We start from the raw sequence: 17,220 nt of genomic DNA, 5'->3' as shown, positions 1-17,220 counted from the left end.
CTGGAAGGTATTGCATTACGTCAAGGCTGGATAACGGCAGATAAAATGCAGGAACTGGCAAAGCCGATGCTGAAGAATCAGTACGGGCAATATTTACTGAAAGTAATAGACGAGTTAAAGCATTGAATATCAACTGATATAAGAATGTACATTTTTGTATAACAAGAGTGTACACTTTTGCAGTGTAATAATGTACATTCTTGTCACACAAAAATGTACACCTTTATATTTCTCTTTTAAATCGTATACTTTTCCTATCAAATTATGAATATAATAAAGACTTCCATAGAAGGCGTAGTCATTATCGAGCCACGTCTTTTTAAAGATGAGCGTGGTTACTTTTTCGAATCTTTCAATCAGAGAGAGTTTGAAGAAAAGATCTGTAAAACGACGTTTGTTCAGGATAATGAATCCAAATCCGGTTATGGTGTAATTCGCGGGTTGCATTATCAGAAACCTCCTTTTGCACAGAGCAAACTGGTACGTGTGATAAAAGGTGCAGTACTGGATGTTGCCGTAGATATCCGCAAAGGTTCCCCTACTTTCGGACAGCATGTGGCTGTGGAATTGACGGAGGAAAACCATCGCCAGTTTTTTATACCCCGTGGGTTTGCACATGGGTTTAGTGTATTGAGCGAAGAGGTTATTTTCCAATATAAATGTGACAACTTTTACTCACCACAAAGCGAAGGTGCTCTGGCATGGAATGATCCCGCTCTGGAAATCAATTGGAAAATACCGGCAAACGATGTGGTTCTCTCAGAAAAAGACAAAGCCCATTCCTGCTTGAAAGATAGCGAATGGCTCTTTAATTACGATGAAAAACTGTATTAAGAATGAATATACTTGTGACGGGAGCCAACGGACAATTGGGTAACGAAATGCGTAGAGTGTCCGCAAGAAGCTCCGATCATTACATATTTACCGATGTAGCAGAACTAGACATCACCGATTTAGCCGCCATACAAAGAATAACAATAAATAATCAGGTGGATGTTATAGTAAACTGTGCTGCATATACTAATGTAGACAAAGCCGAAGAGGACGAAGCAACAGCAAATCTAATCAATAACCTGGCAGTAAAATACCTGGCAATTGCCGCCAAAGAAATAGATGCAACTCTAATTCACATTTCTACTGATTATGTATTTCAAGGGGATAAAAACACTCCCTGTCAGGAAGAATGGGATACCAATCCATTAGGAATATATGGAAAAACAAAATTAGCAGGTGAACAGTCTATTCTGGAATCCGGATGCCACTACCTCATATTTCGTACTGCCTGGTTATATTCGATGTTCGGTAACAATTTCGTAAAAACAATGCAACGGCTAACCCAAGAACGCGATACACTAAAAGTCGTATTCGATCAGGTAGGTACTCCTACTTATGCAGGAGACCTGGCTGCACTCATAATCAAAATTATAAATGAAAATCAATTAGCCAAACAGGGTATCTATCATTTTAGTAATGAAGGCGTATGTTCATGGTATGATTTTGCTAAAGAAATAGCTGCATTAAGCAACCACACATGCGATATTCAGCCCTGTCACAGTAATGAATTTCCAAGTAAAGTAAAACGCCCGCATTTTTCCGTTTTAGATAAAAGCAAAGTAAAAGAGACTTTTAACATAACCATTCCTCATTGGAAAGATTCGCTTATCAAATGTATTAACGAATTAGAAGCATAACACCATGACATTCAAAAGAAATATAATGATTACCGGCGGAGCCGGATTTATCGGTAGCCATGTAGTACGTTTGTTCGTAAATAAGTATCCTGATTATCATATCATCAACCTCGACAAACTGACCTATGCCGGCAATTTAGCTAATTTGAAGGACATCGAAAACGCTCCAAACTATACATTCGTGAAAGCAGATATCTGCGACTTCGACAGGATAATGGAATTGTTCAACCAATACCAGATAGACGGAGTTATTCATTTGGCAGCCGAAAGCCATGTAGACAGAAGTATTAAAGACCCGTTTACTTTCGCAAGAACCAACGTAATGGGAACCCTCTCCTTACTACAAGCTGCCAAGTTATTATGGGAAAATTCTGAAGATGGCTATCAAAGCAAACGTTTTTATCACATATCAACCGATGAAGTATATGGAACATTAGAGTTTGACGGTACATTCTTTACCGAAACAACAAAATATGATCCACATTCCCCCTATTCAGCGTCAAAAGCTTCATCGGATCATTTCGTACGTGCTTTTCACGACACATATGGTATGCCGACAATTGTAACCAACTGTAGTAACAATTACGGTCCGTATCAATTTCCGGAAAAACTAATTCCACTATTCATCAATAACATTCGTTGCAGAAAACCATTGCCAGTATATGGTAAAGGTGAAAATGTACGCGACTGGCTGTATGTGGTAGATCATGCACGTGCTATCGATATCATTTTCCACCAAGGAAAAATTGCCGAAACTTATAATATTGGCGGATTTAATGAGTGGAAAAACATAGACATCATCAAGGTTATCATCGAAACCGTAGATCGCTTACTGGGAAATCCCAAAGGCCATTCACTTGACCTGATTACGTATGTTACCGATCGTAAAGGACACGACCTTCGTTATGCCATCGATTCTACCAAATTAAAAAATGAGCTGGGTTGGGAACCAAGTTTACAATTTGAAGAGGGAATTGAAAAAACGGTAAGATGGTATTTAGAAAACCAGGATTGGATGGATAATATTACTTCAGGGGAGTATGAGAAGTACTATGAAGGTATGTATAAAGGAAGATAAACGGATTTAACAACATTCAAATAAAGGGTGACCACACTCCATGAATTATATAAATCATAATATTGCCGGGTTATTCATTCTAACATTGGCACTTATTGCTATTTATTTTTGGTATTTATTTATCCCCCAAACAATCCTCATTGAATACTCTGCCTCTATCATGACAACCGGTTCACTCATGTTGCTTTTGGGATACTTAAACACAAAAAAAGCACCAAGTAAATCATACAATATTACAATATGGATAATTATCCTTTTTATCAGTTATTTAATAATAAGATTATCTTTAAAACAAGATCTATTTTCCGAAAGTTATTTACACCCATCAATTTATACATTCTGTTTAAGATATCAGGTTCCGATGGATTGGCTCCTATTTTTATTACTTCTCCCAGGTATGAATACCAGTCTTGAGAAAGTACCTAAAAAACATTTGAGCACCTTCATACTTTGCTTATTTTCCATCAGCAGCATAGAACTATTCATTGCTAATCAGAATTTCAATATTTATTTTCAGATTCTTTTATTAATGTATCTGATAGGCAAGTATTTTAAATTATATGGTTTTATACTCAGCAAAAGAGTTTTGTTTTTAGTTTGGACTATTCTAATGGTAATATCTGCTTATAAAATCTGGATATTACTTTAATAAAATAACAACATGAAAAAAAACATAGGTTTAATAACCTGGTATGGAAGCAAAAACTATGGAACAAATGTTCAAGTTTATGCATTATATAAAAAAATCAAAGAGTTAGGATATCCGTGTGACTTAATAGCAGCATTTAATTCAAATAATTTTTCCTGGAAAGCTCACCTCAGATATGTACTATCCTTTTTCAACTTTGAAGAAACGATAAAATCAGTAAAAGCCATAAACGATTTAAAACAAAAAAAAATTCTCAAATTCATTCAGGAAGATATATCAATAAAACATGTATATACCCGGAAACAATATAAAGCTTTACTAAAAAACTATCCCATCTTTATCACAGGGAGTGACCAGATATGGAACCCTTTCCATTTAAGTGAATTTTACCTACTAAATTTTGCCAGTTCAAATAAAAGAATAGCATATGCCTCCAGTATTGGAGTAAAAGAACTTCCTAAAAATAAAATTGAATTATATAAAAAGCATATATCATTATTTGATCACATCGGACTACGGGAAAAAACAGGTTGTGACCTTATAGGTAAACTCCTTAACAGACAAGATATCGCTAATGTACTAGATCCAACATTCCTGTTAACACCTCAGGATTGGATTACATTTGCCCAGAATGCAGTTATAGAGTTTGTTACTCCTCAGAAATATATACTTTGTTATCTTATTGGAAACCGAGATAATTATGAACCTCAAATAATAGATATACAAGAGCGAACCGGGATTCAAAGCCTTATTATTATCCAATCTGCAGAGAACAGAAATTTTAATATCGAAGGAAGCATCGTATATACAAATGCAGGGCCCAAAGAGTTTGTTTGGCTAATTCAGCATGCTGAATTAGTATGTACAGATTCATTCCATGCTACGGCTATCAGTATCAATCTCTCTATTGATTTTATAGAATTTCTCCGTTTTAATAATGATGATAATAAATCGCAAAATTCCCGAATTTATGATCTTTTAGAACACTATCAATTACAAGAAAGAATATACACACCCCACAAAGATATTACACAAAAAATCAAATATGATCCAATTAAATGCATCTTAGAAAAAGATCGGATCGACTCCATGGCTTATTTGATCAATGCAATAGAAAGTTGAGATGAAATCCAATTATTACATATCCTCTTTTTTCTGGAGTACATTATCTAAGATACTTAATGCTATTATAAATTTTATCTCCGTACCCTTACTGTTAGGTGTATGGGGACAGGCAGACTATGGAGTACTCTCACTTGCTACAGCTTGCAATGGATATATGCATCTTCTGGATTTGGGAATGAACACAGGAGCGATTAAGTTCTACTCACAGTGGAAAACAGAAGGAAAAATAAATTTAATCTATCGCGTAGCACACTCAAATACGACATTCTACATGTTAATATCTCTAATTAACACTATAGGTCTATTGGCAATAGCTATTTGGGGAGAAGGATTATTCAACATCACTCATGAGCAATTTCTCACACTTAGACTCTGCTTAATTATTCTTGCTCTCTTCTCATTATTGACATGGGTAACAACATCGTACAATCAATTATTGGTTGCAGATAAACAAATGGCTTATACCCAACAGATACAATGCATCATCTCTGTCTTAAAAGCCATTTTGATTATTGCTACCCTATTCTTCAATATAGGCTTAACTAATTATTTCTTTTTCTTTAATTTAATAGTAGCACTTCTATTAATCCCTTATGCATATAAATGTAAAAAAGATAATTTAATCGATAATTTTAAAATAAAATTTTATTGGAACGATTTCAAAATCGTATTAATGTATAGCCTCTCATTATTTGCATTATCTCTATTTCAAGTTACAGCGACACAATCCCGTCCGTTAATATTAGGAATGCTTGCAAGCAATGCTGCCGATATAGCAGCAGAATATCGGATTATAGAAGTCATACCATTGTTTATTATTGTGGTTGGAGGTACTTTGACCGGAATATTTTTACCTAAAAGTTCTGAGTTAATTGCCCAAAAGAACCAAGATGAAATAGAGAAATTCGCATATAAGGGAACAACTATTACCACCATTTTAGCCAATATATTATGTATTCCTTTTATATTAGGAGCTAAACAAATTATCTCTGCATATGTGGGAATAGAGTATCAATACTTGTACATTTGGCTAATACTATGGTGTGTAACTGTTCTTATACAAATCCATACAACTCCCGGAAATAGCTTAATATTAGCTTATGGAAAAACGAAAGTATTAGTATATATTTCTGCTACATCATGCATAATCTCAATGATAATAAATGCATTACTCTGTAAACACTATGGAGTAGGTTCTGCTGTAATCGGTTATTTTATATATGTCATTATAGTAATAGGTTCTTATTATGTAGCCTATTACCAGAAAATACTCAAATTAAACCGACAGAAGATGTTTATCGCTTTCATCAAACCTACATTATTCTCTCTAATAGCATTTGGGGTAACATATCTACTTCCCTATGAAGTAATTCACATAGATAATATAAGTAATAAAATCACATACCTGTTTATTTTTACATTAAAAGGTATTATTTGGTTTATTCTATATTGTTTGCTCTTATGGGTATTCAAAATCATACAATTAAAAGATAAAAAAATTAGTATATAAGCTACATGATTATTTGTCCAAAAGAAAAATGTACAGGCTGCTATGCCTGTATCAATGCATGTCCATGCCATTGCATTACAATGCAAAATGATTCAATAGGAATATTACACCCCACTATAGACTACAAAAAATGTATACATTGCAATCTCTGCATTAAATCATGTCCAAATAACTGTGAGTTTGAATTTAAATCACCTATAAAATGCTATGCTACCTGGACCAAAAATAAAGAAAAACGGAAAAAATGTGCATCTGGAGGTATAGCAACTGTATTTTCTGAATACATTATAAAACAAAAGAAAGGGGTTGTATACGGAACACGTTATACAAAAGACCTGATCCCAATTACTACACGATCTGAAACGTTAGAGGATTTAGAATATTTCAAAGGATCTAAATATACACAAAGTCTGGTAGGAGAATGTTTCAAAGATATAAAAAAAGATTTAACACAAAACAAAGAAGTTCTTTACATAGCAACTCCCTGCCAGATTGCCGGACTTTATTCTTTTCTAAAAAAAGAGTACTCCAATCTTCTAACTATAGATCTTATCTGTCATGGTGTGTCTCCCACATCTTATTTTATAGATGAGATAGAGTATCTAAAACAAAGAAATAAAATTCCTCATATTACAGACGTCCGATTTAGAGGAAATGACAGAAAAAATTTTCAATTATCACTATGGGATGATAATACTCTCAAATATTGTAAATCTGCATACTCTCAATATTACTTTTCCGGATTTCTAAAAGGAATCACTTTGAGAGAAAATTGCTATACATGCAATTATGCTCGCCCAGAAAGAATATCAGATATAACCATTGGAGATTTCATCGGATTAGGGAAAGAAACTCCATTTAAATACAATCCTTATAACGTATCCATAGTATTGCCCAACACTGATAAAGGACTTACTATCTATAATACTATACGATATGATGAAACAAACGAAATACAATCGGTGGAACGTAAATACGCGGAAGCTATTAAATACGGACCTTCATTAAGAGCACCCTTTCCGAGGCATCCATATCAAAAAGAATTTATCTACTTATGCGAAAGTAAGGGATATCTGTTTGCTATAAGAAAGGTACTCAAAAGAAATATAATACAGAATCAATTATTATATATACCCGATCTTCTATTTAGAAGAATACCAAGAAAAATTTTAAAAACGATTCGAATAATTAAGATCTGAACTGAATATAAAAATGAATGATGCAGATATAAATGACACATTCAAAATCTACCAATAAGTTTAATCTCTATACTATCAAATAATCAGCACATTATTCCAATCATTGCTATAATTACTCGAATTCATACTAATTATGTCTAAATATATAGTTTTAATAACAATTTTATATGTAACAGATTGCCTACAATTTTTTAAAAGTGGAGCTCTTCTTTCTATTTGTTTTTATGGAATTATATTATTGGGAACACTGTCTTTAGGACGCGAATTATTCATAAAAAAGAAACTATCAAAGTTAACTTTTGCACTTATCCTATATTGTTTTTTATTTCCACTTTATGGTTCCTACAAAAGTTCTATTATTTTTGAACAACCCATATTCATGGGAATCGTTTCTCTAAGATACTTATGGGTTATCCTATTCGGTTTTTTTCTCTATTCTATAAAATATGATTACCGGTTATTACTATTACAAATCAATAATATAAATATCTGCATAGCTATAGTCTCAATTATAGCATTCTTTTTCTTTGGTATCAACCATGTCACAATTGAACCATATTTATTTAGTACAGACTCTGTAGAAATAACTTCTACAGAAGATTCTATAAAAGGAGCTAAATTATTCACCGGTTCAGCTATGATGCTTATATCTTATATATACTATTTACTAAAGTTCATGGATAATCCTAATGATAAAAAGATATTTATCCCCTTTATTATTTTAATGGTATATCTTATTTTTGTCAACAAAGGCCGACAACCCCTTGCATTAGTTGGAATAATCTATTTCATATATTATATTAGAATGAAAAGATTAACTATTAAACGCTTTGTATTAGGATTATCACCCATAGTGATTATTATAGCTATTATTTTATATGACTCTTCATTTTTGGAACGATTCTTTAGTATTTTCGAAGGGATAAAAACATCTGACAATTCAACGTTAGCACGTCTAAATTCGATAGAAAGTGTAATACCTTATATAATAGACAATCCCGTATTGGGCTTTGGAAATCTATCTTACAAATTTCGAGAATTCGGTTTTCATGCTTTTTTTGGTTATCAATTCTATTTAGCAGACATTGGTGTATTTGGTACAATAGCAAGAGGAGGAATAGTTCTTCTAACTATCTACTTCGGCCTATATTATTATGCATATAAACGAACCAAAGCAATGGATAATATAGAATATAGAAAATATATGAGATATATGATAGTATCATTCCTGGTGATGTTGATATTTTTAAGTAATGATACGTTGTTTTCAACAAACTGCATTAGATTTGCTTTCGTTTTCTATCCATTATTTTCAACATCGAATAATATCAATATCTTCTTTAAGAAGGCTTAGTTTATTTTACATATTCTAAAAATAACATTAAATGGACGTATCTATAATAATCGTAAATTACAATACTTGTGATTTATTAAAACAATGTATCCAATCTATTATCACAAATACCAGAGAAGTAGTATATGAGATAATTGTTATAGATAATGACTCACACGATGAATCATGCCAAATGCTCAAAAATGACTTTCCGACAGTAAAATTGATAAGAAGTAATATTAATTTAGGTTTTGGAAAAGCCAATAATTTAGGTATCAAACAAGCTTCCGGGAAGTATCTGTTTTTCCTAAATTCTGATACAATATTATGTAATAATGCTATAAAAAACTTTTTTGAATTTTCTATTTCTTATACAGACAAGTTAGGAGCAACAGGAACTATTCTGAAAGATAATAATGGAAATAATATTCATTCATACGGCAAATTCATCACAATAAAATCAGAACTCAAAAATGTCCTAACCAAATACTCTAAAATATTCGGTGTCAAAAATAATACTGACTATTTATATCCACCAGCAATAAAAGAATCAAAAGAAGTGGACTACATAACTGGAGCAGATTTATTCATTCCATATAAAGTATATCAAGAATTAGAGGGTTTTGACCCGATGTTTTTTATGTATTGTGAAGAAGTAGACTGGCAATATAGGATGGCTATAAACGGATATAAAAGATTAATAATCAATGAGCCAGAAATTATACATTTAGAAGGAGGTAGCGATCCATCCCAATCCAGTGCCTGGTCATTTAATAGAATGAAGAATATATTTACAAGTAAGCTATATTATATTAAGAAGCATAATAAGTATTCCGCTTATATATGTTTTCGTTTTTTCTATTTAGGCCTTTGGATTCCTTTAATTTTATTGAGAAAAGACCTTTTCAGCAACAAGTTAAAATTAATTCAATTACTATTTACAAAAAATATATAATTGTGGATATAAATAAATCAAATCGTGCTAAATATGATTTTAGCATAAAACGGTATATAAAAATTCTGATTTTCAAAAGTTGCAATGTTATACCCGTTTCCAGATTTTTGCGAGCAAAAATTTATCGTATTCTGGGCGTATCTATTGAAAAAGGAGTAGTACGTATTGGAAAAATATCAATAGACACGATTCACCCTGAAGATATTTTCATCGGAAAAGGAACAGCAATAGCTGATGGTTGTATTCTCTTATCTCATTACTATGATGTCTACAATCTAAAAGAGCATGCATACTATCGTGGCCAAATTCATATAGGAAGAAATGTATATATAGCAAGTAATACTATATTTACCAAGCCTGTTACTATCGGTGATGGAGCTATAATCGGAGCTGGTTCTATTGTAAATAAAGATATACCTCCTTATACAGTTTGGGGAGGGGCTCCTGCACGATTTATCTGTAACAGATATAAAGAAGAATTAGAAATCCCTGTAAATACAGAGCTATTCAAGCCACGTTAATTATTATATACCCCCAATTACTTATAAGACAGATATTATACGAAATCACTAATCTATCTCAGTTATAGAAATGAAACAAATCTTTATTGTTGATTATTTAGGTATTCATTGTGGTATGCATTATTATAATGATGCTTTCAAGAAAGTACTATCCAACCCTTTACCTAATGAAAAAATAAATATTTTATCTAACTATCCGGAAGACAAAGCTACGTCTTTCTTTTTAAACTTCTATTCAGTCAATAAGCTCATTGGAATTATTTTCTTAGTATATAATTACATTAAGTTATATATCAAGGTTCTATCTAATAAAAAAGCCTGTTTCATATATTTGACTTATGGAAATAGTATTGACATTCCCTTTCTATGGATAATTTCTAAGGCGCCAAAGCATATAATCGATATTCATGAAGCAATAGGACAGAATGTAGATGCAAATCTACGATTAAAAAAATGGTTCAAAAACATATACTCTTCTAAAATAAAAAGTGTAATAACGCACTCACAACGCACAAACAACTTTCTTAATGAATATGATTTTCAAGGATTGAGATTATCTGTTCCACACTTTAAATATTGCTTCAAAAAAACATGTAATGAAAATCAGGTAGAAAAAGAGATTCAACATTCAATTGCAAAAGATAAAATAAATATATTATTCTTCGGAAATATAAATTATAATAAAGGAATAGACATACTAATCCAAACAATTAATGCATTACCTCAAGAACAAGCTGAGAAGTTAAACATCATCATTGCGGGTAAGGATTTTGATGGGACAATTCATAAAATTCCTCTCATGCATCCACAGTCTTTTCAAGTTTTTCTAAAACATATTAATGATGACGAATTAGTATTCTTATATAAAAATACTGATTATGTAGTACTGCCATATAGAAAAACATCACAAAGTGGAATTTTAGAAATGGCCTTTTATTTTAAAAAGCCGATTATCGCAAGTAATATTCCATATTTCAATATGATGTTATCTAAATTCAAAAGTTTTGGAATGCTTACGGACTTAGATATTCCATCTTTTACCAATACTTTCTCTAAAATTATACAAAGACATACCAAGTATACAGACTACTATATAGATACAGAATATAGCACCTACACTAACAGGCAAGAAATTACATCATTCTCCAATGAATTCTCTAAATGGATAAAAAAATAATCCGTATTTCTATTATAATATTATAATTAATGAAGAAAGTTGCAATCATAGGTATACAAGGTGTACCCGCAAAATATGGTGGCTTTGAAACACTGGTAGAGAATATGATCGGTGAAAACACACCCTCTGATATTCAATATACCGTATTTTGCAGTAGTAAAGATTATGAAAAACAAATGAAAGTTTATAAAGGAGCTGTTTTGAAATATATCCCCTTTTTCCATGCAAATGGAATACAAAGCACTCCATATGATATCTATTCATTAATGAAAGTAATCAAAGGCTACGATACTATTTTAGTTTTAGGGGTATCAGGATGTATCTTCTTACCCTTCTTCCGTATGTTATGCCACAAACAATTAATAATAAATATAGACGGGATAGAACACAGACGGGCTAAATGGGGAAAGTTTGCAAGAAAGTTCCTCAAATATTCTGAAGCAATGGCCATAAAATATGCCGATGTGATAATAGCAGATAACAAAGGAATACAAGAGTATGTAAAAAATGAATATGGTAAAGAAACCGTGTTAATAGCATATGGAGGTGACCATGTACAACAAACCATATCCAGTGAACAACAATATGACATTTTAAACCATTATAATTTATCTGCTGGTGAATATGCCATAACTATCTGTAGAATTGAACCAGAAAATAATTGCCATCTAATATTGGAGGCTTTCGCACAAAGCAATATACCAATGATATTTATTGGCAACTGGGAAAGAAGCGAGTATGGAAAAGATCTGAAAAAAAAATATATTTCACATAATAATATAAAGATATTAGATCCTATTTATGATTTGCAGAAACTATATGCACTACGGAAAAATTGTAAATATTATATTCATGGGCATAGTGCAGGAGGCACAAATCCGTCATTAGTGGAAGCTATGTTTTTCGGTGTACCCATTCTTGCCTATGACGTTATATACAATCGCGAAACTACTCAAAAAAAGGCTTGCTATTTTCAAAATGAAAAAGATCTTCTTGAATTAACTCAAAAAAACAATACTATCTTACAACAAAACGCCAAAGACATGTTAGAGATTGCCAATAGAAATTATAAATGGGAAACAATTGCTAATCAGTATAGTATATATTATTAAAGCAACTATTATTTTACACTTTTATTAATAAAATTTCCAGTAGTCCCCTCCAATTGACAAATTCTCTTTTCAAATTTCTCAAATATTAATTTAAAATTCAAACAACAATAACTAATTATTTTATTAAAAAATGAAACATACATTTTTAATCTGTATGGTCGTTTTACTTGCGGCCTGTTCAGCTCCAAAAGAAGTGCTTTATTTACAAGACATTTCTCTTATCAAAGAAGAAGCAATTGATAAGAGTTATGAGGTTATCATCCACAAAGATGACCTGTTAGCCATTATAGTAAACAGTAAAGATCCTGAATTAGCTTTACCTTTCAATATGCCATTAGTAAGTTATCAGATAGGTGGACAGAACGTTAGCCAACAACGGTTAGTTGGTTATCTCGTTAATCAAGACGGCAATATTGATTTCCCTATTTTAGGAGAAATCCATGTAGAAGGGTTAACCCGTATGCAAGTGACCGAGTTAATTAAAAAGAGATTAATTGAAGAAGAATTAATCAAAGATCCTATTGTAACAGTTCAATTCCTTAACTTCAAAGTTTCTGTAATAGGTGAAGTAGGACGTCCGGGAACATTCGATATTTCAGGAGACAGAATAACATTGCTTGAAGCATTGAGTATGGCTGGTGATTTAACTATCTATGGCCGCCGTGACCGTGTAGCCGTAATCCGTGAAAAAGATGGTAAACGTAGTATCCTATATCATGATTTACGTTCATCAGATATCTTTCAGTCGCCTTGTTACTATCTACAGCAGAATGATATTGTATATGTAGAGCCAAACAATGCAAAAACGGGACAAAGTCGTATCAACTCCAACAATTCTGTCGGTGTATGGTTGTCCGGAGTATCCGTACTTGCCTCTATAACCTCACTCTTAGTGACTATGTTTAAATAAAAATGCCTTTAAATAATGAGTACTGAACAAAAAATTAATAAAGAGTCAAAAGCCTCCAAATCTTCTGAAAAGGAAGAAGAAATTAATATTGCTGATATTCTACAGCTAATATGGAGTAACCGTTATTGGTTTATACTATCTATTTTCCTGTGTGTAGGTATTGCCTTCTTTTATTTACAATCTTCATCCAAAATATATAGTCGTAAAGCCTCTGTTTTAATACGTGATGATTCAAAAGGAGGTGGGATAAGTGAATCTTCTGCCTTTGCAGATTTAGGACTTTTCGGAGGAAAACGGAATGTTGACAATGAGGTACTTATATTTCAATCCCGACATTTAATGGAAGAAGTTGCACGTCGGCTGCATTTAGATATTAGCTATAAAATAAAAGAGGGATTAAGGAATAAAGAACTTTATACACACTCTCCAATAATACTTTCTTTCCCTGAAGCAGAAGAGAGGCAATCAATCCTTGTAACAGTAACTCCAATTGATTCAGCCAGAGTCAGGCTATCTGATCTGAAAATGAGTGTTGGAGATGGAGAAGTCACTTCAAACGAGGTACTGGAAGTAAACTTACACGATACAATACAAACTCCAGTTGGTACAATGGTAGTAATGCCAACTTTGTATTATTCAGACAATTTTTACGAGAAACCCATCTCAGTCACTAAATCCAACATGGAAAGGGTTGTAGATGCTTATCAAAGTAGCATGGAAGTGTCCCTTGCCAGTAAAACTGCCACAATCATTAATCTTACTTTAAAAGATGTCTCAATAGCACGTGCAGAAGACGTAATCAATATGGCAATTGCCATTTATAATGAAGACGCTATTAATGATAAAAATCAGATAGCAGTAAACACTTCAAATTTCATCAATGAACGTCTGATAATTATCGAACGTGAATTAGGTGGAGTGGATGCCAACATTGAAGCATTCAAACGTGAAAATCAACTGACCGATATCACGTCAGAAACAGGCATGTATCTGGCAAACACAAGCCTTTATCGCCAGGAAGGACTTAGCCTCGAAAATCAACTAAGCATTGCCAAATATATTAAAGATTATTTAGTAGATCCTCAAAAGAATGCAGACCTAATTCCTGCCAATACCGGTATTTCTGACAACAGTGTGGAATCTCAAATCAGTGAGTACAATGAAATGTTGCTTAAACGTGATAAATTGGTTTCAGGCAGTAGTAGCAAGAACCCCATTGTTATCGACCTGAATAATTCTCTGGCTGCAATGAAACAGACGATTATCCGCTCCGTGGACAACCTAATCGTTGGATTGAACATCAAATTAAAGAATAACCGGGAACATGAAGAGCAAACCCAGAAACGTATTGAAGCTGTACCTGCTCAACAAAAATATGTACTAACGGTAGAACGACAGCAAAAAATAAAAGAAGAGCTTTATCTCTATCTGCTGAACAAACGTGAAGAGAATGCTTTAACACAGGCTATCACAGAAAGTAATGCACGTATTATCGATCCGGCATCGGGTAGTAGCAAGCCTGTAGCTCCCAGGACAATGGTTATTTTATTTGCAGCCATTCTGATAGGAGGCGCTATTCCTATGATATTCTTCTGGTTACAAAAGACATTGGATACCAAAGTACGTACCCGTAAAGATTTGGAAGATGCTCTAAGTGTACCCATTCTGGGTGATATTCCCCAATGTAGTGAGAAAGACAGAAAAGAATCTCCTATCATCGTTCACGAGAATAGCCGTAGCCCAATATCCGAGGCATTCCGCATTATCCGGACTAATATGGACTTCATGCGTGTGAAAACTGAAAACCTTCAGGTAGTAATGCTGACATCCTCTAATCCCGGAGCCGGAAAAACATTTATCTCATGTAACCTGGCTATGAGTATCGCACAAATGAATAAGAAGGTTATCCTGGTCGATGTGGATATCCGCAAAGGTACTTTGAGCAATATTTTCACTGATATTCCGGCTCGTATGGGACTTACCAACTATTTATCGGGAAAAACAGATAAGATTGAAGATATTATTATCACAAATGATAAATATAAAAATCTCGATATCATCTTTGCCGGTCCTGTTCCTCCCAATCCTGCCGAACTTCTTCTGAGTGAACGTTTTGACCGCATAGTTACAGAGTTAAAAAAACACTATGACTATGTTATTCTGGACAACGTACCGGTAGACATCGTAGCCGATGCTTCAATTATCAATCGAGTAGTAGACCTAACTATCTATGTAGTACGTGCCGGAATAATGGATCATCGCCAGCTTCCGAATCTGGAACGAATGTACGAACTGGATAAATTACGTAATATGGCCATCGTGCTTAACGGAGTCAATTATGACCGTAAAGGTTATGGTTATGGATATGGGTACGGTTATGGATACGGCTATGGATATGGAAATGATGAAGGACGAAAAAGTAAAAACAAAAGTTTGACAAAGCGTTTGAAAAAACGTATCTCCAATCTTTTTAATAAATAATCAAAAACTACTCTATGTTTTCCTGGCTTTCATCAGAAACAAATATCTTAAAATCGGGACTCTTAAAGGGCATGACAGACGTTCATGCCCATCTCCTTCCCGGAGTAGATGACGGGATGGCTTCTGTAGAAGAATCTCTTGCTGCCATTGAATACCTGTATGAAATAGGTGTCAGAAGAATCTTTCTCACACCTCATATTATGGAAGATATCATTGAAAACCATCCCGACTTTCTTCAAAAGCGTTTCGAAGAGTTTTGTAAAAAGAATAAATCTCCTGTTGAGCTCCGGCTGGCCGGCGAGTATATGCTGGACACAGGATTTAAGAAACAGACGGAAGAGGGATTGCTGACTTTAGGGGATTGCCATGTATTAGTGGAGACCTCCTATCTATCGGCACCTCCTGACCTCCGTCACATGCTTTATGAGTTACAAGTAAGTGGCTATAAACCCATTATAGCACATCCGGAACGATATTTGTATATGCGCGAAGAGGAACTGGTTGCACTAAAGAAAAATGGTTGTAAGTTTCAGTTAAATCTGATGTCGTTGGCAGGTACATATGGCAAAAGAGTATTACAACGGTCTCAAGTATTATTAAAAGCAGGTTTTTACGACTTTGCCGGTTCTGATCTTCACCATCTGGAGATTTATATGGATGCCCTTTCACGAATACGGTTATCACGTTCACAGCAACAGTTAGTAAAGACATTAATAGACAACAACAACCTTCTTTAATAAAATAAGGAAACTGTACCTACATTAAAAGCAAGATTAATGATTTATACTGACTTTCAGCCCTACCTCTTACCAGGTACAGATGCCTGGGCCTTATCTCCGGACAAATCAATGGAACTGTTGAACTATCTGGAAGATATAGGAATAAAGCAGGTGACATGTGTTCCACCTGTGAAAAAAGAGAATCCTGAGAACACAACAGAGAATCTCGAGAAAGTATTCAATAGTTTAAAAAATCAGTATAATGGAAGCATTGAACTGAAACTTTCTGCCAGATATCGCCTGGATAATGCTTTTGAAAAGATGCTGGACACTGAAGATCTACTGACCATTGACGGGCATAAAGAATTGCTTATTGATGTTCATCCCCTGCTAAAAAATGATAGCTTTTGGGAAGTGCTTGACTCTATTATAAACATAGGTTATATCCCTGTAGTCATGCAACCGGAACGAAGTATTTATTGGGGAACAGAGGACTTTGTACGGCTCAAAGAAAAAGGTTGCAAGCTCATGATGAATCTCTATTCTTTCTTTGGATACAATGGTGATGATGCACTGAATTATAGTAGAATGTTACTAAGAAGAGACCTGTACACATATGCTTTTTCCGGAATAGAAGATACCAAAATAATGCACTACAGTGAGTATTTCAATTCAAATGAAGATGAATGGACAGCAGGTTTGTCTAAATTAGGAATTACCATCGTATGCAATAAAGTAAATACTCTACAATAAGAAATAA

The 17,220-nt window shown here is 33.5% G+C and carries 15 protein-coding genes and 1 pseudogene; all 16 read left to right on the top strand.

The window, feature by feature from the left end:
* Positions 1-126: pseudogene (locus ACESQI_RS10630) on the top strand (glucose-1-phosphate thymidylyltransferase); the annotation flags it as partial.
* 138 nt (positions 127-264) lie between these two features.
* Entirely contained in the window at positions 265-834 is a 570-nt protein-coding gene (gene rfbC / locus ACESQI_RS10625) for a dTDP-4-dehydrorhamnose 3,5-epimerase (RefSeq protein ID WP_007486813.1), read from the top strand.
* Positions 835-836: 2 nt separating this feature from the next.
* On the top strand, positions 837-1,691 hold the full coding sequence (rfbD, locus tag ACESQI_RS10620; protein ID WP_025867615.1) for a dTDP-4-dehydrorhamnose reductase: 855 nt from the start codon (positions 837-839) through the stop codon (positions 1,689-1,691).
* A gap of 4 nt (positions 1,692-1,695) precedes the next feature.
* Complete coding sequence (gene rfbB / locus ACESQI_RS10615; RefSeq protein WP_223382295.1) at positions 1,696-2,769, top strand: dTDP-glucose 4,6-dehydratase; 1,074 nt, start codon at positions 1,696-1,698, stop codon at positions 2,767-2,769.
* 661 nt (positions 2,770-3,430) lie between these two features.
* Complete coding sequence (locus ACESQI_RS10610) at positions 3,431-4,540, top strand: polysaccharide pyruvyl transferase family protein (RefSeq protein WP_002561540.1); 1,110 nt, start codon at positions 3,431-3,433, stop codon at positions 4,538-4,540.
* A 1-nt stretch (position 4,541) separates the two neighbouring features.
* Complete coding sequence (locus tag ACESQI_RS10605) at positions 4,542-6,053, top strand: lipopolysaccharide biosynthesis protein (RefSeq protein ID WP_237977469.1); 1,512 nt, start codon at positions 4,542-4,544, stop codon at positions 6,051-6,053.
* Positions 6,054-6,058: 5 nt separating this feature from the next.
* Complete coding sequence (locus tag ACESQI_RS10600; protein ID WP_025867611.1) at positions 6,059-7,252, top strand: Coenzyme F420 hydrogenase/dehydrogenase, beta subunit C-terminal domain; 1,194 nt, start codon at positions 6,059-6,061, stop codon at positions 7,250-7,252.
* A 133-nt stretch (positions 7,253-7,385) separates the two neighbouring features.
* Positions 7,386-8,606, top strand: coding sequence for an O-antigen ligase family protein (locus ACESQI_RS10595; protein WP_025867610.1), 1,221 nt, complete (start codon positions 7,386-7,388; stop codon positions 8,604-8,606).
* Positions 8,607-8,637: 31 nt separating this feature from the next.
* Positions 8,638-9,540: a glycosyltransferase family 2 protein gene (locus ACESQI_RS10590; protein WP_025867609.1), complete on the top strand. Its 903-nt coding sequence runs from the start codon at positions 8,638-8,640 to the stop codon at positions 9,538-9,540.
* A gap of 2 nt (positions 9,541-9,542) precedes the next feature.
* A complete protein-coding gene (locus tag ACESQI_RS10585) occupies positions 9,543-10,061 on the top strand; it encodes an acyltransferase (RefSeq protein WP_025867608.1) in 519 nt (172 codons plus the stop codon).
* Positions 10,062-10,131: 70 nt separating this feature from the next.
* The gene (locus tag ACESQI_RS10580; RefSeq protein ID WP_195348609.1) at positions 10,132-11,238 is read left to right on the top strand and encodes a glycosyltransferase; all 1,107 of its coding nucleotides are present in this window, start codon (positions 10,132-10,134) and stop codon (positions 11,236-11,238) included.
* Between the two features lie 29 nt (positions 11,239-11,267).
* A complete protein-coding gene (locus ACESQI_RS10575; RefSeq protein ID WP_002561533.1) occupies positions 11,268-12,350 on the top strand; it encodes a DUF1972 domain-containing protein in 1,083 nt (360 codons plus the stop codon).
* 130 nt (positions 12,351-12,480) lie between these two features.
* The gene (locus ACESQI_RS10570) at positions 12,481-13,260 is read left to right on the top strand and encodes a polysaccharide biosynthesis/export family protein (protein WP_002561532.1); all 780 of its coding nucleotides are present in this window, start codon (positions 12,481-12,483) and stop codon (positions 13,258-13,260) included.
* Between the two features lie 15 nt (positions 13,261-13,275).
* The gene (locus tag ACESQI_RS10565; protein ID WP_195661080.1) at positions 13,276-15,741 is read left to right on the top strand and encodes a tyrosine-protein kinase; all 2,466 of its coding nucleotides are present in this window, start codon (positions 13,276-13,278) and stop codon (positions 15,739-15,741) included.
* A gap of 71 nt (positions 15,742-15,812) precedes the next feature.
* The gene (locus tag ACESQI_RS10560) at positions 15,813-16,478 is read left to right on the top strand and encodes a tyrosine-protein phosphatase (RefSeq protein WP_229105836.1); all 666 of its coding nucleotides are present in this window, start codon (positions 15,813-15,815) and stop codon (positions 16,476-16,478) included.
* A 39-nt stretch (positions 16,479-16,517) separates the two neighbouring features.
* The gene (locus ACESQI_RS10555) at positions 16,518-17,213 is read left to right on the top strand and encodes a CpsB/CapC family capsule biosynthesis tyrosine phosphatase (RefSeq protein WP_195449939.1); all 696 of its coding nucleotides are present in this window, start codon (positions 16,518-16,520) and stop codon (positions 17,211-17,213) included.
* Positions 17,214-17,220 lie beyond the last annotated feature (7 nt).

This window comes from Bacteroides sp. HPS0048 (assembly GCF_964240755.1).
GTDB classification, from domain to species: Bacteria; Bacteroidota; Bacteroidia; order Bacteroidales; family Bacteroidaceae; genus Bacteroides; species Bacteroides nordii.
This window is presented reverse-complemented; position numbering and strand designations above follow the sequence as displayed.

Excerpts from the sequence above, each read along its gene's own strand:
- ACESQI_RS10570 (WP_002561532.1), top strand. The coding sequence starts at position 12,481 with ATGAAACATACATTTTTAATCTGTATGGTCGTTTTACTTGCGGCCTGT.
- rfbD (WP_025867615.1), top strand. The coding sequence starts at position 837 with ATGAATATACTTGTGACGGGAGCCAACGGACAATTGGGTAACGAAATG.
- ACESQI_RS10575 (WP_002561533.1), top strand. The coding sequence starts at position 11,268 with ATGAAGAAAGTTGCAATCATAGGTATACAAGGTGTACCCGCAAAATAT.
- ACESQI_RS10610 (WP_002561540.1), top strand. The coding sequence starts at position 3,431 with ATGAAAAAAAACATAGGTTTAATAACCTGGTATGGAAGCAAAAACTAT.
- ACESQI_RS10580 (WP_195348609.1), top strand. The coding sequence starts at position 10,132 with ATGAAACAAATCTTTATTGTTGATTATTTAGGTATTCATTGTGGTATG.
- ACESQI_RS10560 (WP_229105836.1), top strand. The coding sequence starts at position 15,813 with ATGACAGACGTTCATGCCCATCTCCTTCCCGGAGTAGATGACGGGATG.
- ACESQI_RS10565 (WP_195661080.1), top strand. The coding sequence starts at position 13,276 with ATGAGTACTGAACAAAAAATTAATAAAGAGTCAAAAGCCTCCAAATCT.
- rfbB (WP_223382295.1), top strand. The coding sequence starts at position 1,696 with ATGACATTCAAAAGAAATATAATGATTACCGGCGGAGCCGGATTTATC.
- ACESQI_RS10600 (WP_025867611.1), top strand. The coding sequence starts at position 6,059 with ATGATTATTTGTCCAAAAGAAAAATGTACAGGCTGCTATGCCTGTATC.
- ACESQI_RS10555 (WP_195449939.1), top strand. The coding sequence starts at position 16,518 with ATGATTTATACTGACTTTCAGCCCTACCTCTTACCAGGTACAGATGCC.
- ACESQI_RS10595 (WP_025867610.1), top strand. The coding sequence starts at position 7,386 with ATGTCTAAATATATAGTTTTAATAACAATTTTATATGTAACAGATTGC.
- rfbC (WP_007486813.1), top strand. The coding sequence starts at position 265 with ATGAATATAATAAAGACTTCCATAGAAGGCGTAGTCATTATCGAGCCA.
- ACESQI_RS10605 (WP_237977469.1), top strand. The coding sequence starts at position 4,542 with ATGAAATCCAATTATTACATATCCTCTTTTTTCTGGAGTACATTATCT.
- ACESQI_RS10590 (WP_025867609.1), top strand. The coding sequence starts at position 8,638 with ATGGACGTATCTATAATAATCGTAAATTACAATACTTGTGATTTATTA.